Genomic DNA, 22584 nt, shown 5'->3' with positions numbered 1-22584 from the left:
GAACGCGCGATCTCTACCGATTCTTTTAGGGTTCCGTTCAAATTTCTAGGTTGTTTTGTTTATTTTCCGAAATTAAGATATAATCATCATGGAAAACCGCTTTGGGGCGGTCGGCGCGATCAAGTCACCCCATGTTGATTTAGGTGCGATCAACGGGGAGCAAGCTTGCGCCCTTGCCGCTCATCTCCGCGCCCAATCGCCGGGTTTCCAAGCGGTTTGTTTGGGTCGTTTGCAAAGCCAGAATCGATCACCAAGCTTCTTTGACGAGAAAAGGCTGGAAGAGTCTATAAGCCGTAAATTATAGGTTAGGAGCGGACGGGGCATGATGAACCTCACGAAAATCAAAATACGGAAGCCGGCTCATGAAGTGTTTGAAGCCTTCGTAGACCCCGCAAAAATCGGAAATTTTTGGTTCTCGTCGAGCTCTGCAAGGTGGGAACAAGGGAAGACGATTACATTGAGATATGACGAATACGCGGCTCAGGTGGATATCAAAGTATTGGACGTAGAGGCCGACAAAAAATCGTTTTCCAGTGGGGAGCGCCCGGGGAAGAACACATCGTGACGATTTCGCTGCAGGCGTTGGATCATGCGGCGACCATTGTTGAAGTTCGCGAAGAAGGGTTTAATGAAGGGGATGAAAATTTAACAAGCAAATTGTTGGACAACAAAGAAGGTTGGGTTTACATGTTGACCTGTTTAAAGGCCTACCTTGAATTTGGCGTCACTCAATTGAGAGCCGGACTGGTGAAATAACCCTTCTCCAAATGAAAAGTTCCTTTCTGAAACGGGGCGGTCGCAGATTAAGCCGACGGAAACGAACTTTGTCGAACAGCGTTCATCAAGCGGCGATCCTCATTGTTCATTAAAACGGCCATACATCTATTGAAAGAACCGGCATGATCCAGCGCCGATCGAAAGGAACGCCGGTGGCCTTCCGCTCCCGCTAAATAAAAGGTCGCGTCATGCATTGCGAAAAGAGGAGGCGTCATCGCCATGGCGGGCGACCGGTTTGCCGCAAAGCCGTTGATACCGCTTGATTTTTCGCAGATGACCCGATATAATACAAGCAATCCTTCTTTCATAGGTTATCGGCGATGACGAGGACATGAGGCGATCCCATCCGCTTGCAGAGAGGGAAGGGGTGCTGCGACTTCCTAGCGGGCGATCGCGCTTACCACCTTCGAGCTTTGTCGGCGAACCCAGCGGTGCGCTCCGGAAGCAGCAAGCCCTGCGCTTCCGCATAAGAGGCGTACGGCCGAAAGTAGCCGGCAACGGGCAGCCCGTTAGCGCCTTCGAGCCGCGATCCGCCGTGGTCGCGGGAAGAAGGGTGGAACCGCGAGCGCACACTCGTCCCTTTTGGGAGGGGTGTTTTTTTATTTTTCAGATGCATTTGTCAATAAATGTGGAATGGAGTGATGGACATGTCCGAAGAGATTCGCATCACCTTGCCGGACGGAGCCGTCAAGGCGTATCCGAAAGGCGTGACGGCGGAAGACGTCGCGCAGTCGATCAGCCCAGGCTTGAAAAAGCGGGCGATCGCGGCCAAGTTCAACGGCCAGCTTGTCGATTTGAAACGCGAACTGCACGAAGACGGCTCGCTGGAGATTTTAAAAGAAGACGCGCCGGAAAGCTTGGAAATCCTCCGGCATACGACGACCCATGTGATGGCCCAGGCGATCAAACGGCTGTATGACGGCGTCAAACTCGGCGTCGGACCGGTCATCGAAGAAGGATTTTACTATGACATCGATATGCCCGAGCCGCTGTCCGCCGAAGATCTCGACCGCGTCGAAAAGGAAATGCAAAAGATTATCGACGAAGATTTGGAAATCAGACGAGAAGTGGTGTCCCGCGAAGAAGCGATCGCCTTATTCGAAGAAATCGGCGACCATTTGAAACTCGAACTCATCGCCGACATCCCCGAAGGCGAGACGATCACGCTCTATCGCCAAGGCGAATTCGTCGATCTCTGCCGCGGGCCGCACTTGCCGTCGACGGGGAAAATCAAGGCGTTTAAACTGCTCAGCGTCGCCGGCGCTTATTGGCGCGGCAACAGCGAAAATCAAATGTTGCAGCGCGTCTACGGCACGGCCTTTTTCAAAAAAGCAGAGCTCGAAAACCATTTGAAAGAATTGGAAGAACGCAAAGAACGCGATCACCGCAAGCTTGGCAAGGAGCTCGAGCTGTTTACCATTTCCCAGGAAATCGGCCAAGGGTTCCCGGTGTGGCTGCCGAAAGGGGCGGCCGTGCGCCGCGTCATCGAACGGTACATCGTCGACAAGGAAATTCAGCACGGCTATCAACACGTTTATACGGCCAATCTCGCCAAGGTCGATTTGTACAAAACGAGCGGACACTGGGATCACTATCGAGATGATATGTATCCGCCGATGAAAGTGGACAATGAAGAATTGGTGCTGCGCCCGATGAACTGCCCGCACCACTTTATGGTTTACAAGCACAAGCTGCACAGCTATCGCGATTTGCCCATCCGCATTGCGGAACTCGGCACCATGTACCGCTATGAAATGTCCGGGGCCCTCGCCGGATTGCAACGCGTTCGCGCCATGACCTTGAACGACGCCCATCTTTTCTGCCGGCCGGATCAAATGAAAGAGGAGTTTATCAACGTCGTCAAATTGATCCTCGAAGTTTATGAAGACTTCGGCATCAAAGATTATTACTTCCGGCTTTCCTATCGGGACCCGAACAATAAGGAAAAATATGTGGACAATGATGAAATGTGGGAAATGGCGCAAAGCAAACTCCGCGAAGCCATGGAATCGATGGGCCTCGATTTTGTGGAAGCCGAAGGCGAAGCCGCATTCTACGGTCCGAAGCTCGACGTACAAGTTCGGACGGCGCTCGGCAAAGATGAAACCCTGTCGACCGCCCAGCTGGATTTCTATTTGCCGGAACGTTTCGACCTGAAATATATCGGCCCGGACGGGGAAGAACACCGGCCGGTGGTCATCCACCGCGGCGTCGTGTCGACGATGGAACGATTTGTCGCCTTCCTCATCGAGCAATACAAAGGCGCCTTCCCGACGTGGTTGGCCCCGGTCCAAGTCAGAGTCATCCCCGTCGCGGAAAGCCATCTGGATTATGCGAAGCGCATCGCGGACGACTTGAAAAAGCGGATGATTCGCGTCGAAGTCGACGAGCGCGACGAAAAGCTCGGCTATAAAATCCGCGAGGCGCAAACGCAGAAAATCCCGTACATGCTCGTCGTCGGCGATAAAGAAATCGAAGCGAACGCGGTCAACGTCCGCAAATACGGCGAAAAGGATTCGGCAACCGTCGCCTTCGCCGATTTCATCGCAACGATCGAACAAGACATTCGCGAGAAAAAATAACGGAAGCGAACAGCTCCGCTTCCAAGGGCAGCCCGCTTGCCCTGCCGGCATGAACGCGGCCAATCGACAGGCCGCGCTCATGCTTTTGTTGTAAAAACAAGGCATTTGCACGCTCGGACAAAGAGCCATCCCAAAATCCATCGCCATTAAAAATACGTCAACAGGACTTGCACATAAAGTGTCCGGATGCTATACTTTTGTAGGTAACGAAATAAAAAACGAACCAAGCAGAAGCGCCCGGCTTCTCACCTGTACGACGCGCGAGCGGAGCAAACGTTGCGAGGCATAAAAACGGCCCCCGATTTTGACTTGGCGGCCGAATCCGCCCGTCGCTGTTGCCAGGTCCTTTGCGAATAGATGGATTCGTGTGGTCGCATGGGAAAAGTGTGGGCGTTGCTCACACTTTTTTGCGTTCGTTGAAGCCGGACCGTTAAAGCCTTTCGCGAGCGGTGGGGCGAAGCCGGCCGAAAGCCGGAAAATTAAGTGGAGGTGGCTCAATATTAGCAAAGAAATGATTATCAATGACGCGATCCGGGCGCGACAAGTGCGCCTGATCGGTCAAAACGGTGACCAGCTCGGGATTAAATCCAAACAGGAAGCGCTGGAAATCGCGAGAAACGCCAACCTTGACCTTGTGTTGGTGGCTCCGAACGCGAAGCCGCCTGTCTGCCGGATCATGGATTACGGCAAGTACCGGTACGAACAGCAGAAGAAAGAAAAAGAAGCCCGTAAAAAACAAAAGGTGATCAATGTCAAAGAGATTCGCCTGAGCCCGAGCATCGAGGAACATGATTTCAACACGAAGCTGCGCAACGCCAAGAAATTTCTGGCCAAAGGCGATAAGGTGAAGGCGTCTGTCCGTTTTCGCGGACGTGCGATCACCCATTCCGAGCTCGGCCAGCAAGTTCTCGAACGCCTTGCCAAGGAGTGCGAGGAAGTCGGCGTGGTCGAAGCGAAGCCGAAGATGGAAGGGCGCAGCATGTTCCTGATCCTCGCGCCGAAGAACGAGACAAGCAACCGATAGGAGGAATCATTCATGCCAAAAATGAAAACTCATAAAGGCGCCGCGAAGCGTTTCAAAGTGACCGGCAAAGGAAAATTGAAACGCCATCACGCCTACACGAGCCATATGTTCCGCCACAAAACGCAAAAACAAAAGCGGAAGCTGCGCAAATCCGCCATCGTGTCCTCTGCCGACACCAAACGAATCAAAAAGCTGCTCAACCAATAACGTCTAGACACGAAACGATTGGGAGGTTTTACCTATGCCAAGAGTAAAAGGTGGTTACGTCACACGCCGCCGTCGCAAAAAAATCCTTAAACTTGCCAAGGGTTATTACGGCTCTAAACATAAATTATTTAAAGTCGCTCAACAACAAGTCTTCAAATCGCTGCAATACGCTTATCGCGATCGTCGTCAACGCAAGCGCGATTTCCGCAAACTGTGGATCGCCCGCATCAACGCCGCGGCGCGCATGAACGGCCTTTCCTACAGCCGGTTGATGTACGGCTTGAAACAAGCAGGAATCGACATCAACCGCAAGATGCTCGCCGACCTCGCCGTACATGACGAAAAAGCGTTCGCGACGCTCGCCGATAAAGCGAAGCAAGCGATTAAAGGCTAAAAGCGAAGCCGGACCATTCCGCTTGTGAGTGGTCCGGTTTTTTGTCATGGTTTTTGCATGGCGCGCCGTGCGCGGCGGATCCCCTTTCCGTTCCCTGGTCTCTTCAGGAAAACGGGGAACTTTTTGGCCCGACAGCGCGCATCCAGCGTTTCCGCCTCGGCTGCTTCAAACGGGATCGGAAGGCCTTTTTATTCATCGAACAGCGCGGCGACGGGTTCGCTCCAGATGATTTCCGCCTCGGGATACCGTTCGTATAAACGACGCTCTATCTCGTACCAATCGCTTTTCGTCCAGCCCGTGACGCTTGTCAAAGGCGCTTCCAACTTCAGGCGGATCGTCCGGACGGCAAACTTTTTTTCCGGTCCGTCTCCGGCGAGGCCGACGGCGACGTCACCGGTGAAAGGGTCGCCCCGGTATTCGATGCGCACCTGCCCGTTTTCTTCACGGAGGCGAAAGTCCGTACCGCTTTCTTCCACAGGCCGGCGGGCATAACGGAAAAGGGCGTAGCCGACGCAGCCGAGCGCGATGAAAATGAAAAAGATTAAAATGCCGTTCATGACCATCACCTGTTTCATATACGAAAAAAACCGCAGAGCGTTTCAACAAACCAAAGGGGGGATTCTCTCATGTCGGCCTGGTTGCATGATCTTTATGACCTGCAAAAGAAGCTGAACGATCGCATCGTTGCGCGCCACGGACTTGAAGGGGAAGATTTGCTCGAAAAACATACGCTGGCGTTTATGGTGGAACTCGGGGAGCTGGCGAATGAGACGCGCTGTTTTAAATTTTGGAGCGTCAAACCGCCTTCGGAGCAAGCTGTCATTTTGGAAGAATACGTCGACGGATTGCATTTTATTTTGTCGTTGGGCTTGGATCTGGGCTATCCGACGCCCGATAAGCCGGACGTTTCCGTGCAAAAGCAATCGGCCGAGCGGTTGACGGATAGCTTTCTCGACGTCTACGGCGCGTGCGGGCGTTTTCGCGACCAACCGTCGGAGGAGCGGTTCCGCGAATTGTTTATCGCCTTTTGGCGCCTGGGCGCGGAACTCGGCTTTGATGAGGAAGCGATCCGCAAAGCATACTTCAAAAAGAACGCGGTCAATCACGAGCGCCAAGACCAAAATTATTGACGGCCGGGCTCGAAAGGTTCCGCGCTCTGAAACGTTGCAAAGAGGGTCCTGTTGATTTGTGAATTAAATTCATATTCAGTATAATATTTTTCGAGACGCGAAATATTATTATCTGGCAAGTGACCGAATGGGTATGATGGCGATCAGGCGGTAAAGCCGGCGCTGCCCCGAACGCCTCCGGCTTCCGCCGTGCGGGAAGGCAACGCCCAACATTTTGCCAGAGGGAGGAAAAGACATGGGCCAACTGGATCCGAAGTTGCAAATGTTGAAAGATTTGACCGATGCCAAAGGCATACCGGGCAATGAACGCGAAGTGCGCGAGGTCATGCGCCGATACATAGAGCCGTATTCGGATGACATCACGCAAGACCATCTCGGCAGTTTGGTGGCGAAAAAAGTCGGCAAGGCTGACGGTCCGAAGATTATGGTCGCCGGCCATCTCGATGAAATTGGCTTCATGGTCACCCAGATCGATGAAAAAGGCTTTTTGAAATTTCAATGCGTCGGCGGTTGGTGGGAACAAGTCATGCTCGCCCAACGCGTGACCGTCGTAACGAAAAACGGCGAAATTCCCGGCGTCATCGGTTCCAAGCCCCCGCACATTTTGCCGGCTGAGGAACGGAAAAAACCGGTGGACAAAAAGGATATGTTCATCGACATCGGCGCAACGAGCCGCGAAGAAGCGCTGGCTTTCGGCGTCCGCCCGGGGGATATGGCCGTTCCGGTTTGCGATTTTACCGTCATGAAAAATCCGAAGTTCTTGATGGCGAAAGCGTGGGATAACCGGATCGGCTGTGCGATCGCGATCGACGTTTTGCGGGAATTGCAAGGCATCGACCACCCGAACGTCGTCTACGGCGTCGGCACCGTTCAGGAAGAAGTCGGCCTGCGCGGGGCGAAAACCGCGGCGCATTTCATTCAACCGGACATCGCGATCGCCGTCGACACGGGCATTCCCGGGGATACGCCGGGCATTTCCGAGAAAGACGCGCACTCCAAACTCGGCAAAGGGCCGCAAGTCATTGTGTATGACGCCAGGATGGTCGTGCATAAAGGGCTGCTTGATTTTGTGACGAGCGTTGCGGAAGCGTACGACATCCCGCTCCAATATGAAGCGATTCCGGGCGGCGGCACCGATGCCGGCAGCATCCATCTCACCGGCCACGGCGTCCCGTCGCTGGCGATCACGATCGCGACCCGTTACATCCATTCGTCGGCCTCGATCATTCATCGCGACGACTATGAACATGCCGTCAAATTGCTCGTTGAAGTCATCAAACGGCTCGACGGCGAAAAAGTTAAAGAAATTACGTTCGGCTGATGGGCTAGAGCGATCCCGTCGCGGATCGACTGACGGGAAGCATTGTTTTTGCCAGCGAAAGGCCACTCCCTTCCTTAAAGGGGTGGCCTTATCCTATGGATTCCGAGGCGCGCAGGCCGCCGGTTGACGGCGGACCATCTCACCGGTTCATCCGTTTTGATGAGGTCGTCGGGGACGTCGCGCTTCGGCTGCGCCTTGGCTTAAAGGCCCTTGGCGAGATTATCGACCATCATCGCCCGCTCTTTTTCATCGGATTGTTTCCAAATGATTTCGAAGAGCACGCCGAGGCCAGGGAGCATTTTTTCCGCTCCGTCTTGAATGGCGTCGACGATCGTTGCCCGCAATTGCTCTTTATCGTTGTCGGCGATGTTATGCTTGATCGCACGGCGTATATCGATGTCCATCGCATTATCCTCCTGTCTAAAGCGCGCGGCGTTCGCGATCAACCGCGCGCCGTTCTGACGTTGACGCTTTCTAAAGGTAGTATAGGGCGGTATAATGAAATTTATGTAAAACACGATCAGGCAAAAGTGAGGTTTGAACCTTTGAGGCAAATCGAGTCGCCGCAAAACCGACACTTTAAGGAATGGAAGAAACTTTTGCGCCGCAAGGGCCGGGAAAAAGCCGGGCTTTATCTCGTCGAGGGCGAGCATCTCGTCGCCGAGGCGCTGAAAGAAAAAGGCGTCGTCAAGGCGCTTATTTTCGATGCCTCCCGCACGCCTCCCGAACTTCCTGGCGCGGAAGACATCGCCGCGTTTTCTTTATCCGCGCCGCTTTTCAAAGAACTCTGTGCGACGGAGGCGCCGCAAGGGGTGCTCGCGGTTTGTGCCGTCACCGATGACAAGCTGCCCGAAGACGCGCGCCGTTTTCTTCTCATCGACGCCGTGCGCGATCCCGGCAATTTGGGAACGTTGATCCGAACGGCCGATGCGGCCGGCCTCGACGCCGTCATATTGGGACCGGGCACGGTCGATCCGTACAACGACAAGGTTCTCCGCAGCGCGCAAGGGTCGCATTTTCACCTCCCCGTCCGGTCGGCGCCTTTATCCGAAATCATCCCCGCATTGCAAGCGCGCGGCATCCCCGTCTACGGGACGTCGCTGGCCGGCGCCGACTTGGGCGGCTGGGGGCCAGTGGAGGCCTTTGCGCTGCTCGTCGGCAACGAAGCGGACGGCGTCGATCCCGTTCTCCTTGCCATGACCGACGCAAACGTGCGGATCCCGATGTACGGGCGCGCGGAATCATTGAACGTCGCCGTTGCCGCCGGCATTTTAATGTACCACTTTCGCGGCTTGTCCTCGCGGTGAGCGTCGCTGGTCGCCGGGGAAGCTCATGGCCGCCGCCCCGATCAACCGGCCGGATCCGGCGGATCGCTGGTTTATTGCTGCCCCGGCGGATAAGGCAATGGTTGAGGGCCGATGATTGGCATGTCAGGCCTCTCGTTATTCATGAAGGCATGCGGGAGATTTTCTGTCTTTTTTCGAACGGTTGCGGCGCGGCCGATTTTTCATTATACTATCAGTATCATTTAAACGATCGACACACGCGATGAAGGAGAGTAGTACCCGCATGTTCGCCATCACAGGGAGGATGCGCCGCAGACTGGAAGCGCGTCTATGGTTGACGGCGGGGAATTCGCTCCGGAGTGGTCATCCGAACGCCGAACCGGCCTTAAGATGCACCGGCGCCGCCCGTTATCCGGTCAGAGTGAACGGCTTCCGGCCGTTAACAAGGGTGGTACCGCGGGAACCCCGTCCCTTATTGGGATGGGGTTTTAGTTTTTATACATCGCTTTTAGAAGGAGGACGAATGACGTTGAGGGATACGCTTGAAGCACTGAAAAACGAAGCGCTCGAAGCCGTCGCCGCTTGCGGCGACATAAAGGATTTGCAGGCTTTGCGCGTCAAATATCTCGGCAAAAAGGGACCGATCACCGAAGTGTTGCGCGGCATGGGCAAGCTTCCCAAAGAAGAACGGCCGATCATCGGCCAGCTCGCCAACGATGTGCGCGCCGCGATCCAAGCGGCCATCGAGGAAAAACAAAAGGCCCTTGAAGAACGGGAAATTCAGGAGAAGCTGGCCTCGGAAACGATTGACGTCACGCTTCCCGGCCGGACGCAGCCGAAGGGCAACCGCCATCCGCTCACCGCGGTCATTGAAGAAATCGAAGATCTTTTCATCGGCCTGGGCTTCTCCGTCGCGGAAGGCCCCGAAGTGGAAAAAGACTATTACAATTTCGAGGCGTTGAACATCCCGAAGGACCATCCGGCCCGCGACATGCAGGATTCCTTTTACATCACCGAAGACATCTTGCTCCGGACGCATACGTCGCCGGTGCAGGCGCGGACGATGGAAGCCCATCAAGGCAAGGGGCCGGTGAAAATCATCTGTCCCGGCAAGGTCTATCGCAGGGATACGGACGACGCTACCCATTCGCACCAATTCATGCAAATCGAAGGGCTGTACGTCGACCGCAACGTGCGCTTGAGCGATCTGAAAGGGATTCTCACCATCTTTGCGAAGAAAATGTTCGGCGAGGACCGGAAAATCCGCTTGCGCCCGAGTTTCTTCCCGTTTACCGAACCGTCGGTGGAAATGGATATTTCCTGCTTCCATTGCGGGGGCGACGGCTGCCGCGTCTGCAAACAGACCGGTTGGATCGAAATCCTCGGCGCCGGCATGGTTCATCCCAACGTCCTCGCCATGTCGGGATTCGATCCCGAGGTGTACACCGGTTTCGCCTTCGGCATGGGCCCGGAACGGATCGCCATGCTGAAATACGGCATCGACGACATTCGCCATTTCTATACCAACGATCAACGCTTTTTACAGCAATTTAAACGGGCATAAGGGAGGGGACAGCTGCGATGAACATTTCGTATAAATGGTTGAACGAATACGTCGATCTCACCGGCGTGACGCCGGAGGAACTGGCCGAAAAGATCACGAAAGCGGGCATTGAAGTCGATCAAGTCTTCCGTCCCGGCGAAGGGATCAAAGGGATCGTCGTCGGCTATGTCGCGTCGTGCCGGCCTCATCCGAATGCCGATCATTTAAATCTTTGCCAAGTCGATCTCGGCGATGAGACCGTTCAGATCGTCTGCGGGGCTTCCAATGTGGCGGCCGGGCAGAAGGTCGTCGTCGCGAAAGTCGGCGCCGTCCTGCCCGGCGGCGTGAAGATCAAAAGGGCGAAGCTGCGCGGCGAGGTATCCGAGGGGATGATTTGCTCGTTGCAGGAGCTCGGCGTTGACCCCCGCTTTGTGCCGAAAGAAGTCGCCGACGGCATCTATATACTCGATGAGGACGCGGTGGTCGGAGACGATGCCTTGCCGTACTTAAACTTGGATGACGCCGTGCTGGGACTCGACATTTTGCCGAACAGCGCCCATTGCATGAATATGATCGGCGCGGCGTATGAAGTCGCCGCGATTTTGGATCGCGACGTGCGCCTTCCCGAGCCGCGCGTCGAGGAAAGCGACCGGCCGGCGTCCGAAAAAGTGTCGGTCGCGGTGGAAGCGCCGGACGGCGCGCCGTTTTACGGAGCGCGCATCATCGAAGGCGTGAAGGTGGCGCCGTCGCCGAAGTGGCTGCAAAACAAATTGATCGCCGCCGGGGTCCGTCCGATCAACAACATCGTCGACGTGACCAACTATGTGTTGATGGAATACGGTCAACCGCTCCATGCTTTCGATTACGATCAATTCGGGTCCGACCGCGTCGTCGTTCGCCGCGCCCGGGAAGGGGAGACGATCACGACGCTTGACGGCGTTGAACGGACATTGTCTCCTGAAGATTTGGTGATCACCAACGGCGAGCGGCCCGTCGCCATCGCCGGCGTGATGGGCGGCGCCGATTCGGAAGTCACCGAAACGACGACGACGATTCTTTTGGAAGCGGCGCTTTTTGACGCCCGTTCCGTCCGGCGGACGTCGGCGCGTCTCGGATTGCGAACGGAAGCGAGCCAGCGCTATGAAAAAGGCATCGACCCGAATCGCGTCCTGCTCGCCGCCGACCGCGCCGCGGCGCTCATCGCGGATCTCGCCGGGGGCACCGTCCGCAAAGGCGTCGTCCGCGCCGGGGCGTATCGCGCGGAACCGAAAATCATTGAAATGCCGTGGACGAAGATCAACGCCGTTCTCGGCACCGCCTTGAGCCAGAACGACGTTTTAGCGGTCTTCCGCCGCTTGCGTTTCGACGCCCGCATCGAGGGCGAAACGCTCGTCGTCGCCGTCCCGTCGCGCCGGCCGGACGTCTCGATACCGGAGGATTTGATCGAAGAAGTCGGGCGCCTTTATGGATATGATCACGTTCCGGCGACCTTGCCGGATCGCGCCTCACAAGGGATGCTGACCGCTTACCAGAAAAAGCGGCGGGCCGTCATGCGCTACATGGAAGGTTCGGGCTTCTATCAAGCGGTGAATTATTCCTTGACGACCGAGAAAAAGGCGCGTTCGATCTCTTATGTCGAAGAGGCGGGCCACACGCCGGTCCGTTTGGCGATGCCGATGAGCGAGGACCGTTCGGTGCTTCGCCTCGGACTGCTTCCCGAACTTCTCGAGACGGTCCGCTATCATCTCAATCGGCGCATCAACGACATCGCGCTCTATGAAATCGGCAAAGTGTTTTTGACGGAGGAAGCGGCTTTGACGGATTTGCCGAAAGAGAGGGAACGACTTGCCGGCGCGTTGACGGGGCGCTTGCGTCCGACCGATTGGCATCACGATGCCCGTCCGGTCGATTTCTATGCGGCCAAGGGCGTTTTGGAAGGCCTGTTTGACCAACTCGGTTTGACCGAGCGGATCGAATACCGGGCGGCATCCGAACGGACGGGGATGCATCCGGGGCGGACGGCCGATATCTTATTGGACGGTAAAGTCATCGGCTTCGTCGGTCAAGTGCATCCGACGTTGCAAAAAACGCTTGACTTGACCGAAACGGTCGTTTTCGAAGTCGACGTCGAGGCGCTGCTTAAGGCCGACGTCCCGCCGGTTCGTTATCAAGCCTTGCCGCGCTATCCGGCGATTGCGCGCGACATCGCGCTCGTCGTGGATGAGGCGGTGACGGCGGGCCAACTCGCCGCGGTCATCCGGGCGAGCGGCGGGCCGCTTTTAAAAGACATCCGTTTGTTTGACGTATACCAAGGCGAACATTTGCCCGCCGGCAAAAAGTCGCTCGCCTTCTCGCTCACCTATCTCGATCCGGAACGCACGCTCACCGACGAGGAAGTCGCGGCGGTCCATGAACGCATCCTCGCCGAGTTGAAGGAAAAACTGGGCGCCGTGCTCAGAGGATAGCCGAAAGCATGCTGAAAGATTCGCCGTAAAAATGAAAAACCGCTTTTGATTTTTGGGACTCGCTCCGGATTTCCACAGCTCGAACATGTCCTAAGCCCTCGCTCGCTACATCGGGCGGGGGTTTTCTGTTTTCTAGAAGACACTTTTTTTATTTATTGTAATTTATTTTTTATTTAATTTTATTTTTTGTTGAAAATAATATATTATAAATATATAATTTTAATATAATACTAAAATTGGTAGAAAGGAGGGAATATAATGATGAAATTTGGAAAGAAAGTTTACTTATTTGTGCTAGCGATTGCCGTTTTATTGTCCATCGGTACCATCACCGCGTTCGCCAACAACTATAGCGACACCAACTTCAGTTTCACTTTTGCACCTCAATCTTCTGCCCCTGTTTATACCCAAGCCCGCGCGAAAACAGATCATTCATCGTCATACATGAAATTAAAATCGTTGTCGCGTTCCGATGGGGCATATTATGCATCCGTCGTAAGGAAAGATCATACCAATTTTTCAAAAACCTGGACATACCGATTTGATCGCACAGATTTGAACGTTGGACGGTATTTACTAAATTATGCCTATGAGGATGACGGGGAAACATTTGTACGGATTAAAGCTACAAGGGCTGTAAGCCCGAATATCGGATTTACGGCTTCGGGTGTTTGGAGTCCGGATTCAATTTGAGCGACATTCCCGGCGAAACGCCGCCTTGAGGGTGGTTCGCTGGAAATCAGAAGAATTCGGAGGAACGATCGGTGCTAAAAAAAATACTTCCCGTTATTTTCGTCACGTTGTTGGCCCTCCTTCTCGTGGGCATAAAATGGTATCCTGAACTGTCGAGATTTTGGATGAAGCATGCCGATAAAGGGCATGACGGCCGAGGGACCGTTCAAGCCGGCCGCACATCATACGACCAAAAGCATAGCCGGCATCGCGATCCGCTATTAAGTGAAGATTTTCCGTTTGAAAACAAACAACAAGAGGCTTTTGCCAAAAAATATCCGAAGCAATTTCATATTGTTAAAAAAATGTATTATTCGTGGGACTATGTGGACAATGCCCAGGGCGAGTTCGAATGGGGAGATTCCAAAAAGAATATGGAGCGCATCCGATTCTATGTCGATTTTGAGAATAAAAGGAATTTCTCGGAGGATGAAAAAATCAAGGATGGGAAAGTGATAGAAACGCAAAGAGTTTTATTAAAAGATGGCGTCGCCGTACGGCAATTGACCCAAAAGCATCTTTTTACGAAAGAAACGATAAAGAATAATCCAAGAGCAAGCGCCGCCAGTCTTGAAACCCATTATCTAGGTTTGTACAACAGATTTGTGACGAGCAGCGAATGGTATGCGCTCATATATAACAATTACCCGGATTGGACGTATAAAACGGGAGAAAAATTTGGTTTGCCGGTATACCAAATAGAAGGGGAGATTACGCCCGAGATATCCGAAGAATTAACCGGACGGTTTACGATGACTGTTGCCAAGGAAACGGGCGTTTTACTCGACTTGAAATGCTACGGGAAAGGGCGGAAAGTCATTTTTTTTGTGACCGTTAAAGATATTCAAATCAATCGAGGCATAAAAAACCCACAAGCCGTTTTTCGTCTTGATGTTTCGGGAGATAAGGAAGTGTCGCGCAAAGTGTTTAACTTGAGCGGCGTCGGTTCCCAAGCGGAAGGCGAGAAGTCGGGATGGGATCGGTAAAGATGCTGGATTTTAAATACGTGACGCCCAAAATGATGGCCGTCGGCTTGGCTTATTTTATATTCATTAACGGATTGAGCATTGTCAATGCGTCCAAAGGGATGAGCAATTCGCTATTCGATTATGTCATTAACATGCGGGGAGGCGGAAGCGCGGATATTTTAACGCTGGTCCTCGGCGTGTTACCTCTTTTTTCGCTAATCATTCCCCTGCTGATGGACCAAACAGAACGAAGCGCGGTCGTCTTGCGGGTGAGGCGCAAGCGCAGGTTATATATGAGCCATGTTTTCTTTGCCGCGATGGTGAGCGCTTTGTTGACGGCGACGATGGCTTTGACGGGCCTTTTCGCTTCGTGGATCGAAACGGGTCACGTGCATAATTTGTGGGGAAGCGAAAAAGGAACGATCTATTTTCTTCTCGACGATAAAAACGTGTTCCCGCTCTACATCCCTCATGTGACCAGCGTAAAAGTGTGGGCTTATATATTGAGTTCCCGCTTTTTAGCGCTCCTATTTATCGCCGTTTTTGTCATTTTTTTAAAAGCATCGATCAAAAAAAACGTCTACGTATTTTTTACATCCTTAATTCTGCTCGGTACCGACGGGCTTTTTTCGGAACGCTGGAGCTTATTTTTAGGGAAAGCCCAAATAAAATTGGAAACGTGGTTGGCGCCGACAGAGCAAATGTTCAATCTCACTTATTTTTTGTTGGGAATTGCCGTCATGTTTTTTATTGGCGCCAAAATATATGATCGAAAAGAATTTTACCAATAACGGATAAGGTGAATCGCATGTGGCATATGGAAATCCACCGGATTCGTCACCGCCCGCTTTTTTGGTTCTTGGTTTTGGCGGATGTTGCGCTCGGCCTATTGCCGGTGCTTCAAATGTGGCCCCATGGGTTAACGGCTGACGATTACATATTTTATCCGAGAAGCGTTTATGTGAGCTGGATGTATTTTGGAGCGGATAACATCTATCAAATTTATACAACGATCTTTCCTTTGCTGGCCAGCCTCGCCTATTCCGATGCCTACGCGGAGGATTTTAATACGGGGCTCATTAAAGGCATTCTCACAAAAGTCGAAAAAAAGAAATACTTATTGACGCGTTTCTTTGTCAATTTTGCCATCGGAGGGTGCGTCGCCACTCTTCCGCTTTTTATAAATTTTTTGGGCCAGATGGCGGCGTATCCTTTGATCGACAATAACTATTATTTTGGGATGGTTTTAGTTACGAAAAACAGTTTTTGGCCGGATTTGTTTTACCATCACGCGATGCTTTATGTCGTCGTCCGCCTGATCTTGTTATTTTTATTCGGAGGCATGCTTGCATCATTAAGTTTAGCCCTCTCCACCGTCGTCAAAAATCGCTATATCGTACTGGTTTTTCCGTTTTTAGTCACGATGGCTCTGGATGTCCTCGTTTTGAATGTAAACGGGGCTTATTCCATCACGAACATATTTTTTTGGAATCAAGCGGCCAACCTCGGGCTTCCGCTCTATTTAGTTATTGGAATATTAGGCAGCTTCGCCTGGTTTTATGGTATGGGTGAGAAAAATGAAACCATTTGATGTGATCAGGACGGCTGCTCTAAGGGGGGTTCTGCTGAAAAAAGTTTTGAGGATTGCCGCGGCCTACGGCTTGCTGTCCGTGATTGGTTTAGTTCTTTTGGCCGATTACGGCCGAGGAACAGCGAAGCCAGGCATCTTTGATTTGGTCGCGGATCTTTCGGGCGTTCATGGAGCTACCAATCAAAATATGTTTATCATCTTTGGCATCCCTATTATGGTGACCGTTCTCACGCTGATCTACGATGAGCATGAAAAATCGCTCTATGTGTTGAAGTGCCGGACACGTTTTTGCACTTGGCATGCGCATGTGTGTGTAGCCATCGGCATATCCTTCCTGTTGGCGTGTTTTGTGGTCACCGTCTCCTTCATGGCGGGATTATGCCTGGTCGGTCCGGAAAATACTTGGGCCCGTGCCGATGGGACGATCGTTCAAGCGCTTCGCGACCGGCAGCTCTTTCAATCCATCAGCGATCACCTGGCGGCTTACAAGATTATATGGGTCATTTTTATATCCAAGTTTTTAGGATTTCTCATGATCGCCTTTTCTACTTTGTTTTTGAAGCAATTTATTAAGAGTGGAGCGGTGATCTGCATCCTGTTGCTCGCTATAGCCGGCATTGATTACGTCGAATGGCTCCCCTTCCCGGTTTTCGATCGGGCCGCCAGCCTCAGCCTGATCGACTGGATACGGCCATTGGTGACGCTCTATCATGGCGTCTACCTCTTGGTCGTAACGCTGATGTTATATGCGATCACCGGCATGATTTATGAGAGAAAGGACTTTTTGTCATGAGCCGGCTGTTTTTTCGCGATGTCATCTACAGCGTTTCTTACGGGAAAATCAAATATCTCGCATTTTTTGCCATTGCCGCCTGTTTAACCATTATGAAATCCGTTGAAATCAAACCGTTTAGTGCAAACAGCATCGACGTCATGTTTTTAATGTTGCAAGATAACGGCACCATCCGCAGGGCGGCAGATTATCAAGTTCCATTTTATTGGGAGTTTATTCAGTTTTTTCCCTTGATTCTCATCGGCGATTTTTTACACCAAGACGAGAGCAGCAATCGAACATACCTTTTATTGCGGTGTCGATCGAAAATTCGCTATATGATCGCGAAAATCGGTTGGATGACGTGGCAGAGCGGATGGCTCTTTATTTTGCTCTTTTTCTTGATTTATGTCTTATCCAGCCTCATTTTAGGGGATTTTTCGCTCGGCTCATCTTCATATTTTCAACAACAAATCATGCCCATGATGGAGGCGAAAGCGTCGCCCGCATCGTTATTCGTCCACATGTTCATCGGTTTTGTCGTCACGACAATGGTCTTATCCGCGTTGCAATTGTTGTGCATTCAATTTATTTCACCCATCGCAACGTTGTTCATCATGATTTGTCTTTGCAGCCTTTCCACGTTTTCGAGCAGCAAATGGCTGCCGGCTATCCATTCCATGATCTTGAAACGAAATTTTTTTGACACGGCGCATCACTTGACGCTCGGCTTCTCCGTCGCATATAGCTTGCTCGTCTATGTTTTGGCCTGTGTTTTCGCGATTTATGCCTTCGTAAAGAAGGATATTTTATAGGGGGGAAAAAGATGGCGGCGTCCGCTTTTTTGCAAGCGGTACACTTATCCAAGGTCATCAAAAGCCAAATCATATTGAAAGATATCAATTTGTCTCTTAATAAAGGATATATATATGGATTTCGCGGCAAAAACGGATCGGGCAAGACGATGCTGTTTCGCGCGTTGTGCGGGCTTATCCGTCCGACCGAAGGCAAAGTGATAATCGACGGTGCCGAATTGGGCAAAGAAATGTCTTTCCCGCCAAGCGTTGGGGTATTAATCGAGCATCCGGGTTTTTTGAACGGCTACACCGGTTTCGGAAATCTGAAATTGCTCGCCAAATTGAATGATGTCATCGATGACGATAGAATTCGTGAGGCCATTCGCTTGGTCGGATTGGATCCGAATGATAAGAGAAAGTATCGAAAATATTCCTTGGGGATGAAGCAGCGCCTTGGCATCGCCCAAGCCATTATGGAAGAGCCTGATTTGATCATCCTGGATGAACCGACGAACGCGTTGGATTCAGACGGCGTTGAGGAACTAAAAAACTTATTGTTGACGTTAAAAGCCAAAAACAAATGCATTTTAATCGCGAGCCACGATAAAGAAGAGCTGGATTATTTGTCGGATGAATTGTTTGTCATGGAAAACGGCAAAATCATCGATCATTATTCATGCAAGGTGACGGATGATGAATAAGAAACGCGGGGTGGTCATCATGGTTGCCCTGCTCATTGCGGTCGCGTGGGGGGTTCGAGTGTATCAAGTCAATGACGGGGTGGCCAAAAAATATGATATTCAGACTTACCGTATCGGAGAATCGATTCCGCTTGAACACGCGCAATTGACGATCACTCGATTCACCTACGGAAACGTCGAAAATAAAGACGGATTTCAAACGGTTCCGGCAACGCTCGAAATGACCGTCAAAAATACGTCGGATCAAACCATATCGGTCGCGCGGCTGATCGAGGCAAAACTCGCTTATGATATGGATTATATCCAAACCATGGAAGGCAGCTATGATGCACAAAAAATACGACAGCTGCCGCCGCATGCGCGTGTGGACATCACCCTCGTTTTTGACGTGGCGCCGAAGTTTAAAGGAAAAAAAGCCAAACTGTATCTTGACCAAACGTTATACAAAAGCCGAGTGATCCGAGCGTCCCATCAAGGCAAACGGTACGGGATGGCGGTTGATTTATAAAAATCGGCCGGGCGGCTTCATTGCGCCCGGCCTCGTCGTTTTGTCAGGAAGCAGCACGATTTTTCGAAGTTTTCCATAGGTGGTTGCGCGCGGGAGGTTATCGGCTTTTTTCCGCCAGCTTTCGGGCCTTCTCCGTGTTCGCGAAGTGGAGCTTGGCGACGCGGCTTAAAAACGTCTCGCCTCTTTGTCGGATGAGCCGAGCGGCGGCTTCATCGACGCCCGGGCCGGCCCCCTTTGGGAGCGTCATGCCGCATCGTTCCGATAAACGGTCGATTTCTTGGAGAAACCGGTACCGGGCGATGATCGATGCGCACGCCACGGCGGGATGAAGCGATTCGGCGTTCGTTTGAAAATAGATGGGCGCGTCGGCTTTTTCCAGACGATCGGCGATAGCCTTAAAATATTGGGCAGGGGGGGTGAACTGATCGACGAGAAAGCCGTGCACCGTCCGGTCACCGATCTTGCGGCGGACATTGACCAACGCTTGATTGTGCAGGACGGCTTTCAGCTTCGTCTGATTGTAGCCGCGGCGAATCATACGATTGTACTTTTCGTTGTCCAAGACGAGCAGGCTGTAAGGGACGATGCGGCCGATCTCTTCCGCTAACGCGCGGATGCGCTCGTCGGTGAGCCTTTTGGAATCGCGGACGCCGAGCGCGTCAAGCCGCTCAACATGTTCGGGACCTGAGTAGGCGGCACAGACGACGACCGGACCGAAATAATCGCCCGTACCGACTTCGTCGGAACCGATGATCGCCAGCCGCGCAACGGTTTTGGGCGGCATGTAATCGTGGCGGTTGATCGCGGCGATTGGCGCGCTCGCCTCGTCCAGGGATGGCCCGTCGGTCGGGGAAGGGCGGTCTTCCCGTCCGCGCTTGCCGTTCTCCTCGTTCGCATCGGTCCGCTCGCCGTGGCCTTCTTGATCCGCGAACGGGGTTTCTGCGGCTTCGGCGAACGCCCGCCACATTTTCACTTCCTCTTCGGCCCGCTTGCCTTGAAAGAGCACTTTGCCCGTCCGGTAAGCGGTGATCGCGCAGCCGTCGGCTTGAGCCCGGAAAACGCTGCCGGGCGGCGCGGCAGCGCTCAAACGATCGCCGTAAAAATCTCGCATTTTATGAATTAAGTCTTCCGAAAGTTTGAGCACGGCATATCCCGTCATACCTTTTCCTCCTCTTTTTCCCATTATAGCCGATATCATGCTCCGCCACACGGTTCGGGCGCCCGCCGCCGGAAACTTGTTCCGAGAACTTTTTACATTTTTCAACACATCGCGTTTTTGCTATGATAAAAGAGATATCGCAGGGCAATCCCGCCCAGCTTTGTTGCAAGACTTGCAAGGTCGCCGCACCGGCGGCCTGTTCGTTGAACGCTTGAAAAAAACAAAGGATGAGAGACTCGCATGTTGGATCTGATATTATTATTGTTGCTATTGAGCGGTTTATTCATCGGCGCCCGCCGCGGCCTGATTCTGCAAATCTTTCATCTGACGGGCTTTATCGTCGCTTTTATCGTGGCCTCTAAGAATTATGCCCACTTGGCGGACAATATCAAGCTGTGGATTCCGTACCCCAGTTCCGCGGACGCCAATTCGTTTTTCTCCGTGTTCAGCCATTTAAATTTGGAAACCACTTATTACCGGGCGATCGCTTTTATCATTCTCTTTATCGCGGTGAAGATCGTCTGGCAAATCATCGGTTCCATGCTCGATTTTCTCGCCGACTTGCCGATACTGAGGACGTTAAACCGCTGGTTGGGGGCGCTTTTCGGTTTTGCGGAAATCTATTTGATCCTCTTCTTGTTGTTGTACGTCGGGGCGATCACCCCTTATATGGGGATTGACAAGGCCGTGGATCATTCCTACATCGCCCACGTCATGATCGAAAACACGCCGGTTCTTTCGGAAAAAATCCGCACGCTTTGGCTCGATTTTTCCGGCAACAAATGGCCGCGCGTCTGAAGGGTACCTCCTTCAGATCGGCGCGTTTTTGTCTTATGTGCCGCCCGGCGGCCCGTTCGATCAAACCGATAATACGGGGGATTCGCTGTGAACAAAAAAGATGTGGTTCAAGCCTTGGAGAAAATTGCCGTTTATCTTGAGATAAAAGGGGAAAACCCTTTTAAAATTTCCGCTTACCGGAAGGCGGCGCAAGCACTCGAAAACGATGACCGCAGCTTGGCGCAAATCGATGATCCATCCGAGCTCAAGGGCATCGGAAAAGGGACGGCTCAAGTGATCAAGGAATTGATGGAAACGGGCGAATCCGGGCTGCTCAAATCACTTGCGGAAGAAATTCCGGAAAGCTTGCTTGCATTGCTAAAAGTGCCGGGGCTCGGCGCCAAAAAAATCGGCAAGCTTTATCAGCAGCTCGGCATCGTCGATCTCGACGGCCTGAAACGGGCGTGTCTGGAAGGCCGCGTCCGCGGATTGGAAGGCTTCGGGCCGAAAACGGAAGAGAAGCTGTTAAAAGCCGTGGAAAATTTGAGCGTACGGCCAGAGCGCTTGCCGATCGCCTACATGCTGCCGCTCGCTGAGACGATCGAGATCGCTTTGTCGGAGATCCAAGCGATTGAACGCTTCTCCCGCGCAGGCAGTTTGCGGCGCTTGAACGAAACGCTCAAGGATTTGGATTACGTCATCGCGACGGCGGAGCCTGAAGCGGTCGCAGCCGCGATCAAGGAGAGGCTCGCCGTTCGGTCGATCACGGGTGCCGGCAGCACGAAAATGTCCATTGTCCTGGATGACGAATACGGCGTCGCCGTCGATTTTCGCTTCGTGAGCCCGGAGGCGTACGCGACCGCCCTCCATCATTTTACAGGGTCAAAGGAACACAACGTGGAAATGAGACGGCTGGCCAAAAGCCGCGGGGAAAAGATCAGCGAATACGGCGTCGAGCGGGAAGACGGCGCCCTTTTGACGTTCTCCAGTGAAGCCGACTTTTTCCGCCATTTCGGACTCGCCTATATCCCGCCCGAAATCCGCGAAGGCGGGGAAGAAGTGGAACGGGCGAAAGCGGCCGAAGCGTTTCGGCTGATCGAGGTGGGCGACATTAAAGCCGATTTGCACATGCACACGACGTGGAGCGACGGCGCCTACACCATTGAAGAGATGGCGGAAGCGGCGATCCGAAAGGGCTACGAGTACATCGTCATCACCGATCATTCCCAATCCCTACGGGTTGCGGGCGGATTGACGGCGAAGCGTCTGCGCGAGCAGCGCGAGGCCATCGATCGGCTGAACGAAAAATATCATGGAACATTGAAAATTTTTGCCGGCGTGGAAATGGACATCTTGCCGGACGGACGTTTGGACTATGAAGACGACGTCCTGGCCGAGCTCGATTTCGTCATCGCCGCCATCCACAGCGCTTTTTCCCAAGATGTCCAAACGATTATGAAGCGCCTTTATCGGGCGATGGAGAACCCTTATGTGCGGCTCATCGCCCACCCGACCGGCCGCATCATTGGCGGACGGCCCGGTTACCCTGTAGATATGGACGGCTTGATCGAAAAAGCTCGGGAAACGGGGACCGCCTTAGAACTGAACGCCAACCCGAACCGTTTGGACTTGGCGGCCGAATGGTTGAAGAAATGCGGGGAGCGGGGCGTGAAAATCGCCATCAACACCGACGCCCATTCCCTTGCCATGCTCGACGACATGCCGACCGGTGTGGCGATGGCCCGAAAAGGCTGGGTGCAACCGGACGGCGTCCTCAATGCCATGTCTCTGTCAGAGTTTGAGGCTTTTCTTAAACGTCCGAAGAAAGGCGTTATCGACACATTGTGATC

General features: G+C 52.8%; 22 protein-coding genes, 1 pseudogene and 1 other annotated feature. Of the genes and pseudogenes, 20 read left to right on the top strand and 3 right to left on the bottom strand.

Going from position 1 to position 22584, the window contains the following annotated elements:
- Positions 1-322: 322 nt before the first annotated feature.
- From CCB157_RS18455 to rplT, 5 genes and pseudogenes are all read left to right on the top strand, one after another.
- Positions 323-756, top strand: a pseudogene (locus CCB157_RS18455) (SRPBCC family protein).
- A 668-nt stretch (positions 757-1424) separates the two neighbouring features.
- Positions 1425-3359, top strand: a complete 1935-nt coding sequence (thrS, locus tag CCB157_RS08600; RefSeq protein ID WP_077615503.1) for a threonine--tRNA ligase — start codon at positions 1425-1427, stop codon at positions 3357-3359.
- A gap of 511 nt (positions 3360-3870) precedes the next feature.
- Positions 3871-4383: a translation initiation factor IF-3 gene (gene infC, locus CCB157_RS08595; RefSeq protein WP_143286982.1), complete on the top strand. Its 513-nt coding sequence runs from the start codon at positions 3871-3873 to the stop codon at positions 4381-4383.
- A gap of 12 nt (positions 4384-4395) precedes the next feature.
- Positions 4396-4590: a 50S ribosomal protein L35 gene (gene rpmI, locus CCB157_RS08590; protein WP_077615501.1), complete on the top strand. Its 195-nt coding sequence runs from the start codon at positions 4396-4398 to the stop codon at positions 4588-4590.
- A 34-nt stretch (positions 4591-4624) separates the two neighbouring features.
- Entirely contained in the window at positions 4625-4984 is a 360-nt protein-coding gene (gene rplT, locus CCB157_RS08585) for a 50S ribosomal protein L20 (RefSeq protein WP_077615500.1), read from the top strand.
- A gap of 188 nt (positions 4985-5172) precedes the next feature.
- On the opposite strand, the gene CCB157_RS08580 is transcribed toward rplT, so the two are convergent.
- The gene (locus CCB157_RS08580; RefSeq protein WP_077615499.1) at positions 5173-5559 is read right to left on the bottom strand and encodes a hypothetical protein; all 387 of its coding nucleotides are present in this window, start codon (positions 5557-5559) and stop codon (positions 5173-5175) included.
- A gap of 51 nt (positions 5560-5610) precedes the next feature.
- Between CCB157_RS08580 and CCB157_RS08575 the strand changes: the two genes are divergently transcribed.
- Together CCB157_RS08575 and CCB157_RS08570 are read left to right on the top strand one after the other, a co-directional pair.
- The gene (locus CCB157_RS08575) at positions 5611-6114 is read left to right on the top strand and encodes a dUTP diphosphatase (protein WP_077615498.1); all 504 of its coding nucleotides are present in this window, start codon (positions 5611-5613) and stop codon (positions 6112-6114) included.
- A 235-nt stretch (positions 6115-6349) separates the two neighbouring features.
- Positions 6350-7435 carry a M42 family metallopeptidase gene (locus CCB157_RS08570; protein WP_077615497.1) on the top strand — a complete coding sequence of 362 codons (1086 nt, stop codon included), beginning with the start codon at positions 6350-6352 and terminating at the stop codon, positions 7433-7435.
- Between the two features lie 200 nt (positions 7436-7635).
- On the opposite strand, the gene sspI is transcribed toward CCB157_RS08570, so the two are convergent.
- A complete protein-coding gene (sspI, locus tag CCB157_RS08565) occupies positions 7636-7839 on the bottom strand; it encodes a small acid-soluble spore protein SspI (protein WP_077615496.1) in 204 nt (67 codons plus the stop codon).
- A gap of 141 nt (positions 7840-7980) precedes the next feature.
- Between sspI and CCB157_RS08560 the strand changes: the two genes are divergently transcribed.
- The 11 genes from CCB157_RS08560 to CCB157_RS08510 all read left to right on the top strand — a co-directional run bounded on the left by CCB157_RS08560 (position 7981) and on the right by CCB157_RS08510 (position 18798).
- Positions 7981-8742 (top strand): TrmH family RNA methyltransferase, encoded by a 762-nt coding sequence (locus CCB157_RS08560; RefSeq protein ID WP_077615495.1) that lies wholly within the window; start codon positions 7981-7983, stop codon positions 8740-8742.
- Between the two features lie 232 nt (positions 8743-8974).
- Positions 8975-9197: a binding site (T-box leader), on the top strand.
- Between the two features lie 47 nt (positions 9198-9244).
- Positions 9245-10285, top strand: a complete 1041-nt coding sequence (gene pheS, locus CCB157_RS08555; protein ID WP_439951313.1) for a phenylalanine--tRNA ligase subunit alpha — start codon at positions 9245-9247, stop codon at positions 10283-10285.
- Positions 10286-10302: 17 nt separating this feature from the next.
- On the top strand, positions 10303-12729 hold the full coding sequence (gene pheT / locus CCB157_RS08550) for a phenylalanine--tRNA ligase subunit beta (RefSeq protein WP_077615494.1): 2427 nt from the start codon (positions 10303-10305) through the stop codon (positions 12727-12729).
- A 258-nt stretch (positions 12730-12987) separates the two neighbouring features.
- Positions 12988-13422, top strand: coding sequence for a DUF2712 domain-containing protein (locus CCB157_RS08545; protein ID WP_077615493.1), 435 nt, complete (start codon positions 12988-12990; stop codon positions 13420-13422).
- Between the two features lie 71 nt (positions 13423-13493).
- Positions 13494-14447, top strand: a complete 954-nt coding sequence (locus tag CCB157_RS08540) for a hypothetical protein (protein WP_077615492.1) — start codon at positions 13494-13496, stop codon at positions 14445-14447.
- A gap of 2 nt (positions 14448-14449) precedes the next feature.
- Entirely contained in the window at positions 14450-15220 is a 771-nt protein-coding gene (locus CCB157_RS08535; protein WP_077615491.1) for a hypothetical protein, read from the top strand.
- Positions 15221-15237: 17 nt separating this feature from the next.
- The gene (locus CCB157_RS08530; protein WP_077615490.1) at positions 15238-16020 is read left to right on the top strand and encodes a hypothetical protein; all 783 of its coding nucleotides are present in this window, start codon (positions 15238-15240) and stop codon (positions 16018-16020) included.
- A complete protein-coding gene (locus tag CCB157_RS08525; RefSeq protein ID WP_077615489.1) occupies positions 16007-16813 on the top strand; it encodes a hypothetical protein in 807 nt (268 codons plus the stop codon). The genes CCB157_RS08530 and CCB157_RS08525 overlap by 14 nt, the downstream gene beginning before the upstream one ends.
- A complete protein-coding gene (locus CCB157_RS08520) occupies positions 16810-17607 on the top strand; it encodes a hypothetical protein (RefSeq protein WP_077615488.1) in 798 nt (265 codons plus the stop codon). The genes CCB157_RS08525 and CCB157_RS08520 overlap by 4 nt, the downstream gene beginning before the upstream one ends.
- A gap of 11 nt (positions 17608-17618) precedes the next feature.
- Complete coding sequence (locus CCB157_RS08515) at positions 17619-18290, top strand: ATP-binding cassette domain-containing protein (RefSeq protein ID WP_077615487.1); 672 nt, start codon at positions 17619-17621, stop codon at positions 18288-18290.
- Positions 18283-18798 (top strand): DUF4352 domain-containing protein, encoded by a 516-nt coding sequence (locus CCB157_RS08510; protein ID WP_077615486.1) that lies wholly within the window; start codon positions 18283-18285, stop codon positions 18796-18798. The genes CCB157_RS08515 and CCB157_RS08510 overlap by 8 nt, the downstream gene beginning before the upstream one ends.
- A 97-nt stretch (positions 18799-18895) precedes the next feature.
- Here the strand turns inward: CCB157_RS08510 and rnhC are convergent, their stop codons facing one another.
- Positions 18896-19957, bottom strand: coding sequence for a ribonuclease HIII (gene rnhC / locus CCB157_RS08505; RefSeq protein WP_158077252.1), 1062 nt, complete (start codon positions 19955-19957; stop codon positions 18896-18898).
- A 240-nt stretch (positions 19958-20197) separates the two neighbouring features.
- On the opposite strand from rnhC, the gene CCB157_RS08495 reads away from it, so the two are divergent.
- Positions 20198-20755, top strand: a complete 558-nt coding sequence (locus CCB157_RS08495; protein ID WP_077615483.1) for a CvpA family protein — start codon at positions 20198-20200, stop codon at positions 20753-20755.
- A gap of 87 nt (positions 20756-20842) precedes the next feature.
- On the top strand, positions 20843-22582 hold the full coding sequence (gene polX / locus CCB157_RS08490; RefSeq protein WP_077615482.1) for a DNA polymerase/3'-5' exonuclease PolX: 1740 nt from the start codon (positions 20843-20845) through the stop codon (positions 22580-22582).
- The last annotated feature ends 2 nt before the right edge of the window (positions 22583-22584 follow it).

Source organism: Caenibacillus caldisaponilyticus, assembly GCF_002003465.1.
GTDB lineage: Bacteria > Bacillota > Bacilli > Bacillales > Sporolactobacillaceae > Caenibacillus > Caenibacillus caldisaponilyticus.
This window is presented reverse-complemented; position numbering and strand designations above follow the sequence as displayed.